This window comes from Streptomyces sp. NPDC006739 (assembly GCF_042869815.1).
Lineage (GTDB): Bacteria > Actinomycetota > Actinomycetes > Streptomycetales > Streptomycetaceae > Streptomyces.
The window spans coordinates 30888-50528 of record NZ_JBIAGM010000010.1; the positions used below are offsets into that span (position 1 = coordinate 30888).

A 19641-nucleotide genomic window follows, 5' to 3' on the forward strand; every position below is an offset into this window, starting at 1 on the left:
CCGACATGAGAGGGACCCGGCGCACGCGGTTGTGCCTGGCCGGAGCGATGGTGGCGTCCGCGCTGCTGGCCGCTCCGCACGCACGGGCCGCCGAGCCGACCGACGGCCACCTCGGCCCCCTGGTCAACCCGTTCATCGGGACCCAGAACGAGGGCAACACCTTCCCCGGCGCGGCCCTGCCCTTCGGCATGGTGCAACTCTCCCCGGACACCGGCCACAGCACCGGCTACGACTACACGCAGCACCGCATCCGCGGCTTCTCGCTGGTCCACCTCTCGGGCGTCGGCTGCCGCATCGGCGGCGACCTGCCCGTCCTGCCCACCACCGGCGAGGTCACCCAGACCGACTACGCCCGGTACGCGGCCGGGTTCTCGCACGCCGACGAGGAGGCGAGCCCCGGCTACTACCGCGTCGGCCTCGACTCCGGCATCCGCGCCGAACTGACCGCCACCCGGCGCACCGGCGTGCAGCGCTACACCTTCCCCGCCACCGACCGGGCCAACGTGCTGCTGAACGCGGCCCAGTCGCTGCACAAGCCGGCCGGCAGCTCGGTCGAGATCCTCGACGACCACACCGTGCGCACCACCATCACCGGCCACGGCTTCTGCCGGGACACCGGCCCGTACACCGTCTACACGATCACCCGGTTCAACCGGCCCTTCACCGCGTACGGCACCTGGGACGGCGGCACGGTCACCGCCGGCTCCCGCAGCGGGCACGGCGGTGCCTACGTCCGCTTCGACACCACCCGGGACCGCACCGTCGAGGCGACCACCGCCCTGTCCTACGTCGACGCCCGCGGCGCAGCGGCCAACCTGCGCGCCGAGGGCGGCCGGTCCTTCGACGCCGTACACCGCCTCGCACGGGAGGAGTGGGAGCGGCGGCTGGGCGCGGTGCGGGTGCGGGGCGGCGGCAGCACCCTGCGGACCACGTTCTACTCGTCGCTGTACCGATCGTTCCTCGCGCCCAACATCGGCAGCGACGCCGACGGCCGCTACACCGGCTGGGACCGGCGGATCCACCGCGCCCAGGGCTTCACCTACTACCAGAACTGGTCGCTGTGGGACACCTACCGCACCCAGGCCCAGTTGCTCGCCCTGCTCGCCCCGCGCGAGGCCCGGGACATGGCCCTGTCGGTGATCAGGGTCGACGAGGACGGCGGCTGGCTGCCGAAATGGGGCTACGGAACCATCGAGACGAACGTCATGTCCGGTGACCCGGTCACCCCGTTCCTCACCACCGCCTACCAGATGGGCCTGCTGCGCGGCCACGAGGAGCGGGCCTACCGGGCGCTGAGGAAGAACGCCGACGGTGTGCCGCCCCCCGACTACCCCGGTATCGGGCGCGAGGCGAACGCCGAGTACCTCGCACACGGGTTCGCGCCGTACGCCACCGACCACCCGCACACCAAGATGGGCGACTCCGACTTCGACCACGGCGCCTCCGTCACGCTGGAGTACGCCCTCGCGGACGCGATGCTCGCCCAGATGGCGCGCGGCCTCGGGCACGAGGCGGACGCCGCCCGCTACGCCGCCCGGTCCCGCAGCTACCGCAACGTCTTCGACCCCTCGACCGGCTTCTTCCGCGCCCGGGACGGCTCCGGCGCCTTCACCGGCTCGCCCGACCCCGCGCGCGGCATCGGCTTCCACGAGGGCACCGCCTGGCAGTACCAGTGGCTGGTCCCGCAGGACCTGCCGGGCATGGTGGGGCTGATCGGCGGGGAGAAGGCGGCCAACAGCCGCCTCGACGCGTTCTTCGCCTACGACCGGCTGCTGGCCGACCCGGCCCGCACCGCGCGCGAGGTGTGGGTGCACGGCGATCCGTACGCCTACTACAACGCCGACAAGTACAACCCGCAGAACGAGCCGGACCTGATCGCCCCGTACACCTATCTGTCCACCGGGCAGCCCTGGAAGACCACGGACGTGGTGCACGCGGCGCTGACCCTGTTCACCGACGGGCCGACCGGCATGACCGGCAACGACGACCTCGGCACCATGTCCGCCTGGAACGTGCTGTCGTCCATCGGTCTCTTCCCGGTCCAGCCCGGCTACGACACCTGGGGCCTGACCACCCCCGTCTTCGACCGCGTCGAGCTCACCCTGGACCGCCGCTACTGGCCGGGCGGCCGGCTGACGGTCACCGCGCCCGGCACCTCGGACGCCGACCGCTACGTCCAGGCCGTCCACACCGACGGACGGCCGCACGACCGGACCTATCTGACGACGGGTGCGCTGCGCTCCCTGCGCTCGCTCGCGTTCACGGTCGGCCCGCGCCCGTCGGAGTGGGGTACGTCACCCGCCGCGGCCCCGCCCGCGCTGAGGTGACCTCAGGCGTCTCCTGAGTCCCGCCCCTTTCGGAGGGGCGGGACTTAATCTGCTGTTAACTGAGCGTAGCCTGATCGTACTTGACCGTAATCGTTTGTCGGGGATTGACTGCTGGTCACACCCCATCGTCGACGCGAGGCAAGCCCTTGACTTCTGATCCGCTCGCTCCCCTCGACCTGGCCTTCTGGAACATCGAGTCCGACCGGCACCCGATGCACCTCGGCGCGCTGGGAGTCTTCTCCGCGCACTCGCCCACCGCCGGGGCCCACGCCGCCGACCTGCTCGCCGCCCGCGCCGCCGCCGTACCGGGACTGCGCATGCGCATCAGGGACACCTGGCACCCGCTGGCCCGCCCGGCCGCGTTCGGCGGCGCCGCCCGCGAGGCCGACCCCGATTTCGACCCGCTCCACCACGTACGGCTGCACGCCCCGACCGACGACTTCCACGCGGTCGCGGGCCGGCTGATGGAACGCCCGCTGGAACGCGGCCGGCCGCCGTGGGAGGCGCACGTCCTGCCCGGCGAGGACGGCGTCTCCTTCGCCGTGCTGTTCAAGTTCCACCATGCCCTCGCCGACGGCCTGCGGGCCCTGAAGCTCGCCGCCGGCGTCCTCGACCCCGTGGACCTTCCCGACCGCGCCTCACGCCCCGTCGAGCCGCCGCGCGGCATGCTGCCCGACGTGCGCCGGGTGCCCGAACTGGTCAGGGGCGCCCTGTCCGACGTCGGCCGCGCCCTCGACATCGGCGCCTCCGTCGCCCTGTCCACCCTCGGCATGCGCTCCACCGGCGCGCTGGCCGCCGAGCCCAGCGGCACCCGCCGCACCGCGGGCGTGGTGCTCGACATCGACGACGTGCACAAGGTCCGCAAGGCCGTCGGCGGCACCGTCAACGACGTCCTCATCGCCGTCGTCGCGGGCGCCCTGCGCCGGTGGCTCGACGAACGCGGCGACGGCAGCGAGGGGGTGGCCCCGCGCGCCCTGATCCCCGTCTCGCGGCGCCGCCCGCGCACCGCCCACCCCCAGGGCAACCGGCTCTCCGGCTACCTGATACGGCTCCCGGTCTGCGACCCCGACCCGCTCAGCCGCCTCGGCACCGTCCGCGCCGCGATGATCCGGAACAAGGACGCGGGCCCCAACCGGGGCGCCGGTGCCGTGGCCCTGCTCGCCGACCACGTGCCCGCCCTCGGCCACCGGCTCGGCGGCCCGCTGGTCGCCCAGGCCGCCCGGCTCTGGTTCGACATCCTGGTCACCAGCGTGCCCCTGCCCGGGCTCGGCCTGCGGCTCGGCGGCCACCAGCTGGCCGAGGTCTACCCGCTCGCCCCGCTCGCCCCCGGCCAGTCCCTGGCGGTGGCGGTCTCCACCTACCGCGGCCGCGTCCACTACGGGCTGATCGCCGACGCGCGGGCCGTGCCCGACCTCGATCTGCTCGCCCGGGCGGTGACCGACGAGGTGCGGACGCTGCTCGCCGCCTGCGAGGCCTGACGGGACGGTTTTGGCGGCGGGGCCGCGCGCTCCGTAGAATGCCCCGTTCGAAAGCGGGCGCGAGTCGGAGCGCCGCGCGGGCGACCAGGGAAGCGGCAGCGCGATGACGGTGACACAGGACGGCTCGGCGTCCATGGACGAGGTGGTCTACGGACCCGGGATCGACCCCGAGCGGCTCGCCGTGTGCCTCGGCGTGCTGGACGAACTCGACCGGCTCGACGTCGACCACCCGGACGCGATCGCCGTGCGCCGCGCCACCGCGGGCATCTACCGCAGCGTCAAGCAGCGCCGCCGCCAGGAACGCCGGGCCGCCAAGACCGCCCACGACAAGGCGGTCACCGAGGCCACCGCCACCGGCTCCGCCGAACGCATCGACGACGAGACCGAGGGCATCCTGCCCTCCTCGCGGACCGAGAAGGGCCGGATCGCGGGGATACTCCAGCGCCCGCGCTCCTGCTACACCTGCAAGACCCGGTACGTGGAGGTCGACTACTTCTACCACCAGCTCTGCCCGGACTGCGCCGCCGTGAACCGCGCCAAGCGCGACGCCCGCGCCGACCTCACCGGCAAGCGCGCCCTGCTCACCGGCGGCCGGGCCAAGATCGGCATGTACATCGCCCTGCGCCTGCTGCGCGACGGCGCCCACACCACGATCACCACCCGCTTCCCCAAGGACGCCATCCGCCGTTTCAGCGCGATGGACGACTCGGCGGACTGGATGCACCTCCTGGAGGTCGTCGGCATCGACCTGCGCGACCCGGGCCAGGCCGTGGCCCTCGCCGACCAGGTCGCCGCGGCGGGACCGCTCGACATCCTCATCAACAACGCGACCCAGACCGTACGCCGCCTGCCCTCCGCCTATGCCGCCCTGGTCGAGGGCGAGAGCGCCCCGCTGCCCGCCGGCGAGCTGCCCGCCCACCACGTCATCGGGGCCTTCGACTCGGGCGCCGTCGGTGATCTCGGCGGCCCGGCCGCGCTGCCCGTCGGCGTCAGCGGCATCGACGCCCAGCAGGTCGCGGACCTCGCCCTGGTCGCGGGCAACGCCAGCGTCGCCCGGCATCTCGACGGCACCGCCATCGACGCGGGCGGCCTGGTCCCCGACGTCGTCGACACCAACACCTGGGTGCAGACGATCGAGCAGATCTCCCCGGTGGAACTCCTCGAGACCCAGCTGTGCAACTACACGGCGCCGTTCATCCTGATCAGCAAGTTGCGCGGGGCCATGGCCGAGGCCGCCCGGAAGGCGGCGAGCGGACGCGCGTACGTCGTGAACGTCTCCGCGATGGAAGGCGTCTTCGGCCGCGGCTACAAGGGCGCGGGCCACCCGAACACCAACGCCGCCAAGGCCGCGATGAACATGGTGACCCGGACCAGCGGCCAGGAGATGTTCCAGACCGACCGCATCCTGATGACCTCGGTCGACACCGGCTGGATCACCGACGAACGCCCCCACTACGACAAGCTGCGCCTCGCCGAGGAGGGCTTCCACGCCCCCCTCGACCTGGTCGACGGCGCGGCCCGCGTCTACGACCCGATCGTGCGCGGCGAGCACGGCGAGGACCTGTACGGCGTGTTCCTGAAGGACTACGCGCCGGGCAAGTGGTGACGCCCTGACTCAGGGGTCCCCGGCCGCCGCACGGTGTCCGCGCAGCCGGTCGTGCACCGCGTACGCGCCCGCCGTGGACGCCGCCCGCACCCGGGTGCCGCCGTCCACCAGGAGGTCGGCGCCGGTGATCCACCGGGCGGCGTCCGAGGCCAGCCACAGCACCGCCCGCGCCACGTCGTCCGGCTCGCCGATCCGGCCGAGCGGCAGGCCGGCGGCCACCTCCGCCTCACCCGGCTCCCACACGAACCGGGCCATCTCGGTGCGGACCAGCCCGGGGGAGACGGAGTTCACCCGTACCCCTGGCGCCAGCTCGCCCGCCAGCTGCCGGGTGAGGTGGAGCAGGGCGGCCTTGCTGGTGCCGTAGGCCCCGACGTGCGGGCCGACATGCGCGGCGCCCTCGGTGCACACGTTGACCACCGAGCCGCCGTGCTCCCGCATCCAGGCCCGCCAGGCGCACTGCACCAGCCGCAGCGGAGCCTCCACGTTCACCGCGAACGCCCGCCGCCACGCGTCCGCGTCGACCTCCGTCAGCGGGCCGTAGGGCTGGTTGGTCGCCGCGTTGTTGACGAGCAGGTCGAGCCGCCCGAACTCGGCCAGCACCAGCTCCGTCACCGCTTCCGCGTGCCCCGGCCCGGCCACGTCCCCGGCCAGCCCGATCCCGCCCAGCCCGGCAGCCGTGCGGCGCACCTCGGCCGCGTCCCGCCCGGTCACGCACACCAGCGCACCGGCCGCCGCGAGCCCCTCGGCGACGGCGCGCCCGATCCCGCGCGTCCCACCGGTGACGAGTGCCGCCCTGCCGCTGAGTCCGTACGACGACGTCATCGCCGTACCGTCTCATGACGGACCGTCAGTCGACAGCCCCCAGGCGGGAGTTGCGGGCCACCAGCAGCTCCAGCACGGTGCGCCAGTCCTCCAGTACGCCGGCGTCGAAGACGGCCGTCCGGCTCTCCTCGCGCGCCTGGCGCAGGCGCAGCAGATCGTCGTCGGTGGGACCGCCCTCGCCGCGCACCAGCAGGAACACCCGCTCCCCGAGCAGCGGCCGCACCGCCTCGGCGGCGCTCTCGGCCCGCCCGGCCTCGTCACCGGGGCAGAGCACCGGCCCGATGCCGTGCACCAGACCCGCCACCTGGAGTTCCTTGTCGGCGGGGCGGCCACGGCGCAGCAGGGCGGCGGTCCGCAGCGCGTGCTGGTACTGGCCGGCGGACAGCAGATCCATCAGCTCCTCGACGCTGCGCAGCTCCATGCGTCAGTCCTTCCGCGAGACAGCCGTCGTCTCAGGTCAGCAGATCATGACGAGCTTGCGGCCGGGCCAACGGCACTTGAACGGCGTCACAGGGGTGCCGGCGGCGGCGCGGCGGTGTCGCGCGCGTGCGGGCTGTCTCGCGATAGTTACAGGTTGTTTGCACTCCCTATCGAGCGGACGCCCGCTCATTTGGTTAACCTATAGCGGACGGACAGCTCCACGGGGTCCCACCCACACCCATGGTCCGTCCTGGGGTGAGCCGGTGCACATCGGCCTGCTCTGACACGAGGTACCGGCGCCACCGCGCCCGACTGGCTTTCCACCCAGACCTGAGCGGGCGTTGAGCACCGGAGCGCAGACTGTCCGGTATGCCCCGAGGGTGACCCGACACATAAGGAGTGCGCGGTGACACCGGAGAAGACGAATCGCGAACAGCGCCCCAAGGAACGCACGGAGCGCGCGGGCCGCAGGCCCGGGGAGCTCGGCAGCCTGGACGTGTGGGCCCGGTCGGCCCCCATCCGCCTGGCCGGTTACGAGGACGACCTCGCCGAACCCCACATCCTGCCGAGCGTGGACTGACCCCGCCGGCCGGGCCCGTCGCGATCGCCGACGGCATGGGCGTGCGACACTCACGCCCATGCTGATCAGGGAAGCCGTGGCCGACGACTGGTCACGCATCTGGCCTTTCTGGCACCGGATCGTCGCCGCCGCCGACACCTACACCTGGGACCCGGACACCTCCGAGGAGGCGGCCCGCGCGCTGTGGATGAACCCGGCCAAACGGGTCTACGTGGCCGAGGACCCCAGCGGCGCCGTGGTCGGCTCCGCCTATCTGACGCCCAACTACGGCGGCCCCGCCGCCCACGTGGCCAACGCCGGGTTCATGGTCGACCCCGGCCAGGGGGGCCGGGGCATCGGCCGGGCCCTCGCCGAGCACGTCCTCGCCGAGGCCAGGGCCCACGGTTTCAGCGCCATGGTCTTCAACGCCGTCGTCGAGACCAACCCGGCCGTGGGCCTGTGGACCTCCCTCGGCTTCACCGTCCTCGGCACGGTCCCCGAGGCCTACGACCACCCCCGGCACGGCCGCGTGGGACTGCACATCATGTACAAGTCGCTGACCTAGTGCCGCGGCAGGGGTTTGCCCGTCAAGGAGCGGCGTCCGGTGCGTGCTCTGGGGGTCCCCCCCCGGCCGAAGGCTGGGGGAGTGCCGGGTGCGGGCCCTCGTACTGGGCGTACTTGGGTCTGTGCCCGGTTCGAGGGTGGGGGCGCGTGCCGGGCGTCGCGACGGGGCGAACGCTGCCTGTTGCGGCACTGGCTAGCCCAGCGGCGCGGTCCGCCGCCACGGCCGCAGGCTCTCCAACTGGGCCGCCACATCGAGCAGTACCGCCTCCGTGCCCGGTCGCCCCACCAGTTGTACGGCGCAGGGGGCGCCGGAGGGCAGGGTGCCGAACGGGACCGACATCGCGGGCCAGCCGGTGAGGTTCCACGGCGGGGTGAGCGGCGAGTAGTTCGTGTTGGCCAGCAGGTTGCGCAGCCAGCCCCGCTCGTGCCACGGGCCGGCCTTGGGGGAGCGGCGGGCCAGCGCCGGGGTGAGCAGGACGTCGTGCTCGGCGAAGAAGGGGGACAGCCGGGCGCGGAGCCGCTCGCGGCCGTCGCCGGTGCGGACCGCGGTGACGAAGCGCCGCCCCACGGCCGCGTGCACCCGGGTCCGCCGGGCCAGCCGTGCCGGATCCAGACCCTCGGCATCCACCGCCGTACCCGCCGTCCAGTGCTGGAGCGAGGTGACGCCTAGGGAGAGCGGATACGGCGGCTCGGCGCGCCGCACCCGGTGCCCGGCCCCGGCCAGCAGCCCGGCCGCCTCCCGGACCGCGGCCGTATACGGCCCGCCGACCCGCACCCCGGCGAGCGGGCTGCGCAGCGAGACGGCGATGCCCCGGGCCGCGGGTGCCTCCTGGCGGGCGAACTCCTCGCCGGCGAGGACCGCCAGCATCAGCCGCAGGTCCTCGACCGTGGTCGCCAGCGGCCCGTTCTCGGACATGCCGAACCAGTCGCCGTTGCCGATCCCGGCCGGCACCACCCCGTGCCCCGGCTTCAGCGTGACCAGCCCGCAGTTGGCCGCGGGTATGCGCAGCGAGCCCATACCGTCGTTGCCCAGGGCGACCGGCACCAGCCCGGCGGCCACCGCGGCCGCGCTGCCACCGGAGGAGCCGCCCGCCGTACGGGAGGTGTCCCAGGGGTTGCGGGCGGTGCCGTACACGCCCTCCGTGGTGCCGAAGACGCACAGTTCGGGCACGTTCGTCAGCCCGACCACCACCGCGCCCGCCGCCCGCAGCCGGGCCACCGTCACATGGTCCTCGGCGGCGGGCGTGTCCGGTGTGGCGGCCGAGCCGCAGCGCCTGGCCTCGCCGCTCACCGCCAGGTTGTCCTTGACGGCCACCGGCACACCGGCGAGCGGCAGTTCGCCCAGATCGCCGCGCGAGCCCACCTCGTCCGCCTCGGCGAGCGCCGCCTCGGCCCGGACGGCGCGGAACGCGCCGACGCGGCCGTCGAGCCGCTCGATGCGGGCGAGATGCCCGGCCACCACCTCGCGGGGCGTGACCCGCTTCTCGCGTACGGCGGTGGCGATGTCGACGGCGGTACGGCCGGGCCAGCTGGTCACGGGGGCTCCTGGATACTGGTCGGTAGGTAGAGAGAACTGTGCACCGGCCGGACGCGGCGCGTCGAGACCCACCGGGTGGAGCGGCGTGACCGGGGCCTACCCCGCGATCTGCTGGCGCAGCCACTGCTCCACCTCGCCGACGTGCGCGGCCGCCGCCGCACGGGCCGCCTCCGGGTCGTGGGCGGCCAGGGCGCGGTGGATGGCGGCGTGTTCGCGGCGGGTGCGGGTGAAGGCACCCTCCTCCTGGTAGCCGCGCCAGACGCGGGCGCGGAAGGTGCGCGAGGAGAGACCGTCGAGGATGGCGGTCATGGTCTCGTTGCCGGCGGCCGCCGCGATCTCGTGGTGGAAGGCGAGGTCGTGGGCGAGGATCTCCTCGGGGTCGTCGGTGGCGTTCATCGCGGTCAGGTGCTTCTCCACCTCGGCGAGCCGGTCCGGGGTGATGCGGGCGGCGGCCAGCGCGGTCGCGGTCGACTCCAGCACCCGGCGCACCTCCAGCAGTTCCACCAGGCGCGGGCCGCGGGAGAGGTCGGCGACCACACCGAAGGTCTCCAGCAGGTCCCCGGCCTCCAGCGCCGTCACATAGATGCCGGATCCGTGCCGGGCCTCCAGCACACCGAGGACGGTCAGCGCGCGGATCGCCTCGCGCATCGAACTGCGCGAGATGCCCAGCTGGGCGGCGAGGTCGCGTTCGGTGGGCAGGCGCTGGCCCGGCTCCAGCCGGCCCTCGGCGATGAGCGCCTTGATCCGGTCGATGGCGCGCTGCGTCACCGTGCCCTTCTGCGGTGCCGTCTCGTCCACGCCGTCCTCCACTCCCCGGGTGCGTCGCAGTGTAACCACCGGAGTGGTCGGACCACTATCGGCTGTAGGAGCGAAAATGTGCGCCCTGAGGGTGTTCTACCGCCCGAGTGGTCTGATAAGTATGCGGAGATCTGCTCGACCACGCTCGATCACGCTCGATCACGCTTGATGAGGAGCCGCGAGATGTCCGTCAGAACAGTGAGGAAGCACCACAGGTATCGGATCACCGGCGCCGCGGCCCTGGCCGTCTGTGCCTCGCTCGCGCTCGCCGCGTGCGGCAGCACCAAGGACACCGGCGCCTCCGGCGGCGCGCGGGGCGGCGGCACCGGCGAGGTAGGGGTGGTCCTGCCCCTGCTGACCTCGCCCTTCTGGCAGTCGTACAACGACTACGTGCCCAAGATGGCCAAGTCCGAAGGCGTGCGGACGCTGAAGACCGTCAACTCCAACAGTGACCCCTCCCAGCAGATCACGGACATCGACAACGAGCTGAACCAGGGCGTGAAGGGCCTGGTCGTGGCCCCGCTGGACAGCGCCGCCATCCAGGCCGGCCTGGACCAGGCCGACCGCAAGGGCGTGCCCGTGGTCGCGGTCGACGTGGCCCCCGACAAGGGCAAGGTCGCCATGGTCGTCCGCGCCGACAACGTCGCCTACGGCGAGAAGGCCTGCGACTACCTGGGAGCGCACGTCACCAGCGGCAAGGTCGTGCAGATCATGGGCGACCTGGCCTCGGTCAACGGCCGTGACCGCTCGGCGGCCTTCCGGTCCTGCGTGCACAGGAAGTACCCCAGGCTGCAGGTCCTGGAGATCCCCGCCAAGTGGGAGTCGGACACCGCGGCCTCCAAGCTCGACACCCTCCTGAACGCCGACCCCGACATCAAGGGGATCTACCTGCAGGCGGGCGGCGTGTACCTAGCGCCGACGCTGCAGACCCTGAAGTCCAAGAACATGCTGAAGGCGGCGGGCCGGAACGGACACATCGTGATCGTCTCCAACGACGGCATCCCGCAGGAGTTCGACGCCATCCGCAAGGGCCAGATCGACGCCACCGTCTCCCAGCCGGCCGACGCCTACGCCAAGTACGGCCTGTACTACATCAAGGCGGCCATGGAGGGAAAGACGTTCCGGCCCGGGCCCACCGACCACGACTCGACCATCGTCAGGCTGCCAGGCGGCATCCTGGAGGACCAGCTGCCCGCGCCCCTGGTCACCAAGGACAACGTCGACGATGCCAAGCTGTGGGGCAACACGGTCAAATGAGCAGCACCACCAGCCCCAGCCAGGCCGGCGCCGGCGCCCCGCTCGTGGAAGCCCGCCACATCGTCAAACGGTACGGCCCCACCGTCGCCCTCGCCGACGGCCGCCTCACCGTCCTGACCGGCGAGTCCCACGCCCTGGTCGGCCGCAACGGCGCCGGCAAGTCCACCCTGGTCACCGTCCTCACCGGCCTCCAGGCACCGGACGGGGGAACCGTCCGCTTCGACGGCGAGCCCGCGCCCCCGCTCGCCGACCGCGACGCCTGGCGCCGCAAGGTCGCCTGCGTGTACCAGAAACCCACCGTGGTACCGGAACTGAGCGTCGCCGAGAACCTGTTCATGAACCGGCAGCCGCTGCGCCGGGGGTTCATCAGCTGGCGCAGGCTGAAGAGCGAGGCGGCTCACCTCCTCGACACCTGGGACGTGCGCGTCGACCCCGAGGCCCGCACCGCCGACCTCAAGGTCGAGGACCGCCAAATGGTCGAGATCGCCCGGGCGTTGAGCTTCGGCGCCCGGTTCATCGTCCTCGACGAGCCGACCGCCCAGCTCGACAAACGGGAGATCGAGCGGCTCTTCACCCGGATGCGCGCACTGCAGGACTCCGGCGTCACCTTCCTGTTCATCTCACACCACCTCCAGGAGGTGTACGAGGTCTGCCAGACCGTCACCGTCCTGCGCGACGCCCGCTGGATCACCACCGCCCCGGTCGCCGAACTGCCCCGCTCCGCCCTGGTGGAGGCGATGGCGGGGGAGACCGTCACCACCCGCCACGACCACCCGCGCGACGCGGTCGCCGCCGACGCCCCCGTGGTCCTCGACGCCCGCGGCCTCACCTCGGACGCCTACGCCGGCATCGACCTCACCGTCCGCGGCGGCGAGGTCGTCGGGCTGGCCGGCATCAGCGGCAGCGGCAAGGTCGAACTCGCCGAGACCTTCGCCGGACTGCACACCCCCACCGGCGGAACCGCCCGGCTCGACGGCCGCCCCCTTCCGTTCGGCGACGTACGCGCCGCCCTCGACGCGGGCGTGGGCTGCGTGCCCCGCGACCGGCACGAACAGGGCCTGGTCCCCGGCATGACCATCGGCGACAACAGCACCCTGACCGTCCTGGACCGGCTCGGCAGCCACGGCTTCGTCGCCACCGAGCGCAGACGGGACCTGGCCACCGAACTGATCGAACGCCTCGACATCCACACCGAGGGCCCCGCGCAGCCCGTCTCGGACCTCTCCGGAGGCAACGCGCAGAAGGTCGTCATGGCCCGCGCCCTCGCCTCCGATCCCCGCCTCCTCGTCCTGATCAACCCCACCGCCGGCGTCGACGTGAAGTCCAAGGAGTCCCTGCTCGCCCGCATGGACAGCGCCCGCGAGGACGGCACCGCCGTCCTCGTCGTCTCCGACGAACTCGACGACCTGCGCCGCTGCGACCGCGTCCTCGTCCTCTTCCACGGCCGAGTCGTCGCCGAACACCCGGCCGGCTGGCGCGACCACGAGCTGATCGCCTCCATCGAAGGAGTGGACCATGGCTGACACCAAGGCCCCGCCGCTCACCTCGCCCCGCGCCCCCGACCGGCGCGCGGCCCGGGCGGTGCTGCTCCGCCGGGCCCGTGAACTCGCCCTGGTACCGGCCCTGTTGCTGCTGATGCTGCTCGGCGCGGTGGTCAACGACTCGTTCCTCACCGAACGCAACCTGATCTCCATCCTCGGCGCCTCCGCGGCCCTCGCGATGGTCGTGCTCGCCGAGTCGCTGGTGCTGATCACCGGCAAGTTCGACCTGTCCCTGGAGTCGGTCGTCGGGATCGCGCCCGCCATCGGGGCGCTCCTCGTGCTGCCCGCAGCCCAGTCCGGCTGGGGCACCGAACTGCCCACCCCGCTCGCGCTGGTGGCGATCCTGGTGGTCGGCGCGGCCGTCGGCGCCTTCAACGGCGTCCTGGTGGTCAAGCTGAAGCTCAACGCGTTCATCGTGACGCTGGCCATGCTGATCGTGCTGCGCGGACTGCTGGTCGGCGCCACCAAGGGCAAGACCCTCTTCGGCATGCCCGACAGCTTCTACTCCCTGGCCACCACCACCTTCCTCAACGTCCCCCTCTCGGTGTGGCTGGCCGCCGTCGCCTTCGCCGTCACCGGGTTCGTGCTGAAGTACCACCGCGTCGGCCGTGCCCTGTACGCCATCGGCGGCAACCCGGACGCGGCCCGCGCCGCCGGGGTCCGCGTCGACCGGGTGATGCTCGGGGTGTTCGTCGTCGCCGGTGTCCTCGCCTCGGTCGGCGGGCTGCTGCAGACCGGCTACGTGGGCGCGATCAGCGCCAACCAGGGCAACAACATGATCTTCACGGTGTTCGCCGCCGCGGTGATCGGCGGCATCAGCCTCGACGGCGGCAAGGGCACCGTGTTCGGCGCCCTCACCGGTGTCCTCCTGCTGGGCGTCGTACAGAACCTGCTCACCCTCGCCCAGGTGCCGTCGTTCTGGATCCAGGCCATCTACGGCGGGATCATCCTCGTCGCCCTGATGATCGCCCGCGTGACGACGGGCCGGGCCCAGGACTGACCGCGCCCCCACCCCTTTGACCGAGAGGCCTTCCGTGTCCCCGAGCCCCGCCCGCGTCACCGCGGTCGACACCCACGACATCCGCTTCCCCACCTCGCGCGAACTGGACGGCTCCGACGCGATGAACCCGGACCCCGACTACTCGGCGGCGTACCTGGTGCTGCGCACCGACGCGGCCGACGGGCCCGAGGGACACGGGTTCACCTTCACCATCGGGCGGGGCAACGACGTCCAGGTGGCGGCGATCGACGCACTGCGGGACCATGTGCTCGGGCGGTCCGTCGACGAGATCTGCGCCGACCCCGGAACGCTCTTCCGGGACCTGGTCGGGGACAGCCAACTGCGCTGGCTCGGGCCCGAGAAGGGCGTGATGCACATGGCGATCGGGGCGGTCGTCAACGCCGTCTGGGACCTCGCCGCCAAGCGCGCCGGCAAACCGCTGTGGCGGCTGCTCGCCGACGCCGAACCGGAGTGGCTGGCCGGGCAGGTCGACTTCCGCTACCTCTCCGACGCGCTCACCCCGGCCGACGCCCTCGGCCTGCTGCGACGCGGACGCCAGGGCATCGAGGCGCGCCGCGCCCGGCTCCTGGAGCGCGGCTTCCCCGCCTACACCACCTCCGCCGGCTGGCTCGGCTACGACGACGAGAAGCTCACCCGGCTGGCCGGCCAGGCCGTCGCCGACGGCTTCCGGCAGATCAAGCTGAAGGTCGGCGCCGACCTCGACGACGACATACGCCGCTGCCGGGTGGCCCGCGCCGTCGTCGGACCCGACATCCGACTGGCCGTCGACGCCAACCAGCGCTGGGACGTGGACGAGGCCATCCGCTGGACGAAGGCACTCGCCGAGTTCGACCCCTACTGGATCGAGGAGCCCACCAGCCCCGACGACATCCTCGGCCACGCGGCCATCAGACGCGCGGTGGCCCCGGTCAGGGTCGCCACCGGCGAGCACGTGCAGAACCGCATCGTCTTCAAGCAGCTGCTCCAGGCCGGCGCCCTGGACATCGTGCAGATCGACGCGGCCCGGGTCGGCGGCGTCAACGAGAACCTGGCGATCCTGCTGCTGGCCGCCAAGTTCGGGGTGCCGGTCTGCCCGCACGCGGGCGGGGTGGGCCTGTGCGAACTCGTCCAGCACCTGTCGATGTTCGACTACCTGGCCGTCTCCGGCACCACCGACGACCGCGTCATCGAGTACGTCGACCATCTGCACGAGCACTTCCTCACCCCCGTGGTGATCCGCGACGGCCACTACACGGCACCCACCGCGCCGGGCTTCTCGGCGGCCATGCGCCCGGAGTCCATCGCGCGGTACACCTTCCCCGGCGGCGCCTTCTGGGCCGCCGACCCCGACACACGGAAAGGACGGGCGGCATGAGCGACTTCGAGGGCATCCGGGCCCTGGTCACCGGCGGCGCCTCCGGCATCGGCCGGGCCACCGCCGGCCTCCTCGCCGAACGCGGTGCCCGGGTCGCGGTCCTCGACCTGGACCCCTCCTCGGTCGAGAAACCGCTGCTCGCCTTGCGCGCCGACGTCGCCGACGACGCCTCGGTCCGTGCGGCCGTGGCCCGGGCGGCCGAGGACCTCGGCGGCCTCGACGTGGTGATCAACAACGCGGGGATCGGTGCCCTGGGCACCATCGAGGACAACGACGACGACGAGTGGCACCGCGTCTACGACATCAACGTCCTCGGCATGGTGCGCACCGCGCGGGCCGCCCTGCCGCACCTGCGCCGCTCCGCGCACGCGGCGATCGTCAACACCTGCTCCATCGCGGCCACCGCCGGCCTGCCGCAACGGGCCCTCTACAGCGCCACCAAGGGCGCCGTGCAGGCGCTGACCCTGGCCATGGCCGCCGACCACATCCGCGAGGGCATCCGCGTCAACTGCGTCAACCCCGGTACGGCGGACACCCCGTGGGTCGGCCGGCTGCTGGACGCCGCCCCCGACCCGGCCGCCGAACGCGCCGCCCTGGAGGCCCGCCAGCCCGCCGGCCGCCTGGTCCGGGCCGCCGAGGTAGCGGGCGCCATCGCCTACCTGGCGAGCCCGCTGTCCGGCGCCACCACCGGCACCGCCCTCGCCGTCGACGGCGGTATGCAGGGCCTCAGGCTGCGCCCGGTGGGACAGTGAGGACGCTGGGCCGCAGCGGCGTCGAGGTCACCGCGCTGGCCTTCGGCGCCGCCGGTATCGGCAACCTGTACACCGAGGTGAGCGAGGAGCAGGCGCACGCCGCCGTGGAAGCCGCCTGGCAGGAGGGCGTCCGCTACTTCGACACCGCCCCGCACTACGGTCTCGGCCTGTCCGAACGCCGCCTCGGCGCCGCCCTGCGCCACCGTCCCCGCAGGGAGTACACGATCTCCACCAAGGTGGGCCGGCGCCTGGAGCCGACGGACGCGGGCGGCGACGACCTGGCCAACGGCTTCGCCGTAGCCGCCACCCACCGCCGCGTGTGGGACTTCAGCGCCGACGGCGTCCGCCGCACCCTGGAAGCCTCCCTCGAACGGCTCGGCCTCGACCGGGTCGACGTCGTCTACCTCCACGACCCCGACGACCACGCCGAACAGGCCTTCGGCGAGGGCTACCCGGCTCTGGAGGAACTCCGCTCCGAGGGTGTGGTGGGCGCGATCGGCGCCGGCATGAACCAGGCGGAGATGCTCACCCGGTTCGTCCGCGACACGGACGTGGACGTGGTGCTGTGCGCGGGCCGGTACACGCTGCTCGACCAGCGTGCCGGTGCCGGGCTGCTGCCGGCCGCGGCCGAGCGGGGCGTGTCGGTGGTCGTCGGGGGCGCCTTCAACTCCGGTCTGCTGGCCGATCCGCGGCCGACGGCGACCTACGACTACGCCGAGGCGCCCGCCGAGTTGCTGGCGCGCGCCCTGCGCATGCGGGAGGCGGCGGACCGGCACGGCATCACCCTGCGCGCCGCCGCCCTGGCCTTCTGCGCCGGCCACCCGGCCGTCGCCAGTGTCCTGGCCGGCGCCCGCTCGGCGGCCGAGGTCCACGACTGTGCCGACCAGTTCGCGACCGACGTACCCGCCGCCTTCTGGCAGGAGCTGCGGGACACCGGTCTGCTGCCCCCTCAGGAGCCGTCATGAGAATCGCCCTGCACACCAGGGTCCGCGCCGACCGCATCGCCGAGTACGAGGCCGCCCACCGGGAGGTCCCCGCCGAACTCACGGACGCCATCCGCGCCGCCGGGGCCACGTCCTGGACGATCTGGCGCAGCAACACGGACCTCTTCCACCTGCTGGAGTGCGAGGACTACGCCCGCCTCCTCGCCGAACTGGAGAAGCTGCCGGTCAACGTCGCCTGGCAGACCCGGATGGCGCAACTGCTGGACGTGGTGCACGACTACTCCGACGCGGGCGCGGCGGCCGGCCTGCCGGTCGTCTGGGAGCTGCCATGACGGTGGACGCCCACCTCCACCTCTGGGACCTCTCGGTGCGCGACCAGGACTGGATCACCGGTCCCGGACTCGAGCCGCTGCGGCGGAACTTCGCCGTCACCGACCTGGAACCCGAGGCCCGCGCGGCCGGGGTGGACCGGACCGTGCTCGTCCAGACGGTCACGGTCGCCGAGGAGACCCCCGAGTTCCTGGCCCTCGCCGACCGCCACGACCTCGTCGCCGGGGTCGTCGGCTGGACCGACCTCACCCGTCCGGACGTCGCCGAGGAACTGGCCCGGCTGCGGGCCCTGCCGGGCGGGCGCCACCTGAAGGGCATCCGCCACCAGGTGCAGGGCGAGCCGGACCCGGAGTGGCTGCTGCGCGCGGACGTGCGCCGGGGCCTGGCCGCCGTCGCCGAGGCAGGGCTGGTGTACGACCTGGTCGTGCTGCCGCACCAGCTGCCGGCCTGCGTGCGGGCGGCCCGGGCGCTGCCGGGACTGACCTTCGTCCTGGACCACCTGGGCAAGCCCCCCGTCGCCTCGGGGGCGGTCGAACCCTGGGCGAGCGCCGTCCGGGCGCTGGCCGCGCTCCCCAACACGGCCGCCAAACTCTCCGGTCTGGTCACGGAGGCCGACATCACCTCCTGGACGGCGGACGACCTGCGCCCGTACACGGAGGTCGCCCTGGCGGCGTTCGGCCCGGACCGGCTGATGTTCGGCTCCGACTGGCCGGTGTGCACCCTCGCCGCCACCTATGGTCAAGTGCTGTCCGCCGCACAGGAGTTGACCGGCGCTCTCGGCGAGGCCGAGCGGACCGCCGTCCTCGCGGGCACCGCCGCCCGCGTCTACGGCCTCTGAGCCGCCCCCGCCAGCCGCGTCGGCCGCAGATACTCGCGTACGTACGTCCGTTCCCAGCACGCGCCCGTCTCCCGCAGCTCCCGCCAGCTCGTGTAGCGGTAGCGGAACAGGCGGGCGCGGACGTAGCGGGGGGGCTCGTCGGGCGGGAAGGGGGAGCGGCGCAGCAGGCGCAGGGTGTCCCGGTCGTTCTCCAGCAGGCGCTCCACCAGGCCGCCGAACCAGGCGTCGGCGTAGGCGGGGGACAGCGCGGCGAACCACATCAGCCAGTCCAGCCGCAGGTGGTAGGGCGCGAACTGGCGCGGCCAGTGCCGTGGATCACCGGGCTTGCCCCGGAACTCGTACTCCCGCCAGTCCGAGTCCTGGCGCGGTACGTCGTCCAGGGTGCCCTCGACGACCACCTCGTAGCGGACCCGGCTGACGCTGCCGAACGCGCCGTAGGTGTTGACCAGGTGGAGCGGGTCGAAGGAGCGGTTCATGACCTGGCGGCGGGAGATCATGTTGGTCACCGGGTGGTAGCTCAGGCAGACGAGCAGGGCGGCGACGGCCAGCACCACGATCTGGTACCACAGCGGCGCCGGGGGTGCCGAGGGCGCGGACGCGGGCAGCCGGAGCGCGGCCAGGGCCAGCACGATGGTGATCCAGTTCAGCCAGGAGAAGTTGCCGGACAGCACCAGCCACAGCTGGGTGACGATCATCAGCGCGGCGGCGGCCGTGGCGATCGGCTGCGGTGTGAACAGCAGGACCGGAACCACGAGCTGGGTGACGTGGTTCGCGGCCACCTCCACCCGGTGCAGGGGCCTGGGCAGATGGTGGAAGAACCAGCTCAGCGGGCCCGGCATCGGCTGGGTCTCGTGGTGGTAGTCCAGACAGGTGAGCTTGCGCCAGCAGGCGTCACCGCGCATCTTGATCAGTCCGGCGCCGAACTCCACCCGGAACAGGATCCAGCGCAGCAGGAACAGGACCACGATGGGCGGAGCGACCTCGTCGTTGCCGAGGAACGCGGCCAGGAAACCCACCTCCAGCAGCAGCGACTCCCAGCCGAACGCGTACCAGGTCTGGCCCACGTTGACGATCGACAGGTACAGCGCCCAGGGGACCAGCCACAGCAGGACGCCGGCCCACAACGGGAGCAGTGAGTCCGCACCGGCGAGCAGCGCCGCCGACACCGCGCAGCCCGTCCAGGCCGAGAGCGCGAAGAGACGGTCCGAGTAGCGCAGATGGAACAGGCTCGGCGCCCGCCGGAACGGCACCTGTGCCACGAAGCGGGGGATCGGCAGCATGCCGCGCTCGCCCAGCAGGGCCCGGAACTGCCTCGCCGCCGCCAGGAAGGCGACGAGGTACACACCGGCCAGGGCCCGCTGGAGGACCAGCCGGCTCAGCCAGTAGTCGGGTGCGGTGAACCAGTCCACGTCACTCCGTGTACCGCACGTCTCCGCCTGCGTAACCCCCGTGTGGATGGAGCCGGAAGCAACACGAAAGGAGTAAAGAAGCCA

Annotated in this window: 18 protein-coding genes; 13 read left to right on the forward strand and 5 right to left on the reverse strand. The window is 72.9% G+C overall.

All coding sequences use genetic code 11. The features are described from left to right. Positions 1-5 precede the first annotated feature (5 nt). The 3 genes from ACFYMM_RS20830 (at position 6) to ACFYMM_RS20840 (ending at position 5411) form a co-directional block, all read left to right on the forward strand. The gene (locus ACFYMM_RS20830; protein ID WP_388388592.1) at positions 6-2327 is read left to right on the forward strand and encodes a GH92 family glycosyl hydrolase; all 2322 of its coding nucleotides are present in this window, start codon (positions 6-8) and stop codon (positions 2325-2327) included. 146 nt (positions 2328-2473) lie between these two features. Beyond that, positions 2474-3805 (forward strand): wax ester/triacylglycerol synthase family O-acyltransferase, encoded by a 1332-nt coding sequence (locus ACFYMM_RS20835; RefSeq protein ID WP_388388595.1) that lies wholly within the window; start codon positions 2474-2476, stop codon positions 3803-3805. Positions 3806-3908: 103 nt separating this feature from the next. After that, a complete protein-coding gene (locus ACFYMM_RS20840) occupies positions 3909-5411 on the forward strand; it encodes an SDR family NAD(P)-dependent oxidoreductase (protein ID WP_388388597.1) in 1503 nt (500 codons plus the stop codon). A 9-nt stretch (positions 5412-5420) separates the two neighbouring features. Here ACFYMM_RS20840 and ACFYMM_RS20845 read toward each other — a convergent pair whose 3' ends face one another. Both ACFYMM_RS20845 and ACFYMM_RS20850 read right to left on the reverse strand, forming a co-directional pair. Further along, on the reverse strand, positions 5421-6233 hold the full coding sequence (locus ACFYMM_RS20845; RefSeq protein ID WP_388388599.1) for an SDR family oxidoreductase: 813 nt from the start codon (positions 6231-6233) through the stop codon (positions 5421-5423). Between the two features lie 25 nt (positions 6234-6258). Continuing rightward, the gene (locus ACFYMM_RS20850; RefSeq protein WP_388388601.1) at positions 6259-6654 is read right to left on the reverse strand and encodes a hypothetical protein; all 396 of its coding nucleotides are present in this window, start codon (positions 6652-6654) and stop codon (positions 6259-6261) included. 405 nt (positions 6655-7059) lie between these two features. On the opposite strand from ACFYMM_RS20850, the gene ACFYMM_RS20855 reads away from it, so the two are divergent. Continuing rightward, complete coding sequence (locus ACFYMM_RS20855) at positions 7060-7233, forward strand: hypothetical protein (protein ID WP_106980896.1); 174 nt, start codon at positions 7060-7062, stop codon at positions 7231-7233. A gap of 58 nt (positions 7234-7291) precedes the next feature. Continuing rightward, the gene (locus ACFYMM_RS20860; protein ID WP_388388604.1) at positions 7292-7777 is read left to right on the forward strand and encodes a GNAT family N-acetyltransferase; all 486 of its coding nucleotides are present in this window, start codon (positions 7292-7294) and stop codon (positions 7775-7777) included. Positions 7778-7969: 192 nt separating this feature from the next. On the opposite strand, the gene ACFYMM_RS20865 is transcribed toward ACFYMM_RS20860, so the two are convergent. After that, on the reverse strand, positions 7970-9313 hold the full coding sequence (locus ACFYMM_RS20865) for an amidase (RefSeq protein ID WP_388388606.1): 1344 nt from the start codon (positions 9311-9313) through the stop codon (positions 7970-7972). Positions 9314-9409: 96 nt separating this feature from the next. Beyond that, the gene (locus ACFYMM_RS20870; RefSeq protein WP_388388608.1) at positions 9410-10111 is read right to left on the reverse strand and encodes a FadR/GntR family transcriptional regulator; all 702 of its coding nucleotides are present in this window, start codon (positions 10109-10111) and stop codon (positions 9410-9412) included. Positions 10112-10294: 183 nt separating this feature from the next. Here ACFYMM_RS20870 and ACFYMM_RS20875 point away from each other — a divergent pair, with 183 nt between their 5' ends. Genes ACFYMM_RS20875 through ACFYMM_RS20910 form a run of 8 tightly spaced genes read left to right on the forward strand, consistent with a single transcriptional unit; the run spans position 10295 to position 18148 of the window. Continuing rightward, positions 10295-11368: a sugar ABC transporter substrate-binding protein gene (locus tag ACFYMM_RS20875; RefSeq protein WP_388388610.1), complete on the forward strand. Its 1074-nt coding sequence runs from the start codon at positions 10295-10297 to the stop codon at positions 11366-11368. Next, the gene (locus ACFYMM_RS20880) at positions 11365-12891 is read left to right on the forward strand and encodes a sugar ABC transporter ATP-binding protein (protein WP_388388612.1); all 1527 of its coding nucleotides are present in this window, start codon (positions 11365-11367) and stop codon (positions 12889-12891) included. The genes ACFYMM_RS20875 and ACFYMM_RS20880 overlap by 4 nt, the downstream gene beginning before the upstream one ends. Then, positions 12884-13909 (forward strand): ABC transporter permease, encoded by a 1026-nt coding sequence (locus ACFYMM_RS20885; RefSeq protein ID WP_388388614.1) that lies wholly within the window; start codon positions 12884-12886, stop codon positions 13907-13909. The genes ACFYMM_RS20880 and ACFYMM_RS20885 overlap by 8 nt, the downstream gene beginning before the upstream one ends. A 34-nt stretch (positions 13910-13943) precedes the next feature. Continuing rightward, a complete protein-coding gene (locus tag ACFYMM_RS20890; protein ID WP_388388616.1) occupies positions 13944-15284 on the forward strand; it encodes an L-fuconate dehydratase in 1341 nt (446 codons plus the stop codon). After that, entirely contained in the window at positions 15281-16036 is a 756-nt protein-coding gene (locus ACFYMM_RS20895) for an SDR family NAD(P)-dependent oxidoreductase (protein WP_388388618.1), read from the forward strand. The genes ACFYMM_RS20890 and ACFYMM_RS20895 overlap by 4 nt, the downstream gene beginning before the upstream one ends. Continuing rightward, positions 16033-17001 (forward strand): aldo/keto reductase, encoded by a 969-nt coding sequence (locus ACFYMM_RS20900; protein WP_388388620.1) that lies wholly within the window; start codon positions 16033-16035, stop codon positions 16999-17001. The genes ACFYMM_RS20895 and ACFYMM_RS20900 overlap by 4 nt, the downstream gene beginning before the upstream one ends. Beyond that, positions 16998-17312: an L-rhamnose mutarotase gene (locus ACFYMM_RS20905; protein WP_388388622.1), complete on the forward strand. Its 315-nt coding sequence runs from the start codon at positions 16998-17000 to the stop codon at positions 17310-17312. The genes ACFYMM_RS20900 and ACFYMM_RS20905 overlap by 4 nt, the downstream gene beginning before the upstream one ends. After that, the gene (locus ACFYMM_RS20910) at positions 17309-18148 is read left to right on the forward strand and encodes an amidohydrolase family protein (protein WP_388388624.1); all 840 of its coding nucleotides are present in this window, start codon (positions 17309-17311) and stop codon (positions 18146-18148) included. Before ACFYMM_RS20905 ends, ACFYMM_RS20910 begins: the two co-directional genes overlap by 4 nt. On the opposite strand, the gene ACFYMM_RS20915 is transcribed toward ACFYMM_RS20910, so the two are convergent. Then, entirely contained in the window at positions 18136-19557 is a 1422-nt protein-coding gene (locus ACFYMM_RS20915; protein ID WP_388388626.1) for a lipase maturation factor family protein, read from the reverse strand. The genes ACFYMM_RS20910 and ACFYMM_RS20915 overlap by 13 nt on opposite strands. Positions 19558-19641: the final 84 nt, after the last annotated feature.

Coding starts and splice junctions, on each gene's coding strand:
- ACFYMM_RS20860 (WP_388388604.1), top strand. CDS start 7,292: ATGCTGATCAGGGAAGCCGTGGCCGACGACTGGTCACGCATCTGGCCT.
- ACFYMM_RS20885 (WP_388388614.1), top strand. CDS start 12,884: ATGGCTGACACCAAGGCCCCGCCGCTCACCTCGCCCCGCGCCCCCGAC.
- ACFYMM_RS20880 (WP_388388612.1), top strand. CDS start 11,365: ATGAGCAGCACCACCAGCCCCAGCCAGGCCGGCGCCGGCGCCCCGCTC.
- ACFYMM_RS20905 (WP_388388622.1), top strand. CDS start 16,998: ATGAGAATCGCCCTGCACACCAGGGTCCGCGCCGACCGCATCGCCGAG.
- ACFYMM_RS20895 (WP_388388618.1), top strand. CDS start 15,281: ATGAGCGACTTCGAGGGCATCCGGGCCCTGGTCACCGGCGGCGCCTCC.
- ACFYMM_RS20875 (WP_388388610.1), top strand. CDS start 10,295: ATGTCCGTCAGAACAGTGAGGAAGCACCACAGGTATCGGATCACCGGC.
- ACFYMM_RS20845 (WP_388388599.1), bottom strand. CDS start 6,233: ATGACGTCGTCGTACGGACTCAGCGGCAGGGCGGCACTCGTCACCGGT.
- ACFYMM_RS20850 (WP_388388601.1), bottom strand. CDS start 6,654: ATGGAGCTGCGCAGCGTCGAGGAGCTGATGGATCTGCTGTCCGCCGGC.
- ACFYMM_RS20910 (WP_388388624.1), top strand. CDS start 17,309: ATGACGGTGGACGCCCACCTCCACCTCTGGGACCTCTCGGTGCGCGAC.
- ACFYMM_RS20830 (WP_388388592.1), top strand. CDS start 6: ATGAGAGGGACCCGGCGCACGCGGTTGTGCCTGGCCGGAGCGATGGTG.
- ACFYMM_RS20840 (WP_388388597.1), top strand. CDS start 3,909: ATGACGGTGACACAGGACGGCTCGGCGTCCATGGACGAGGTGGTCTAC.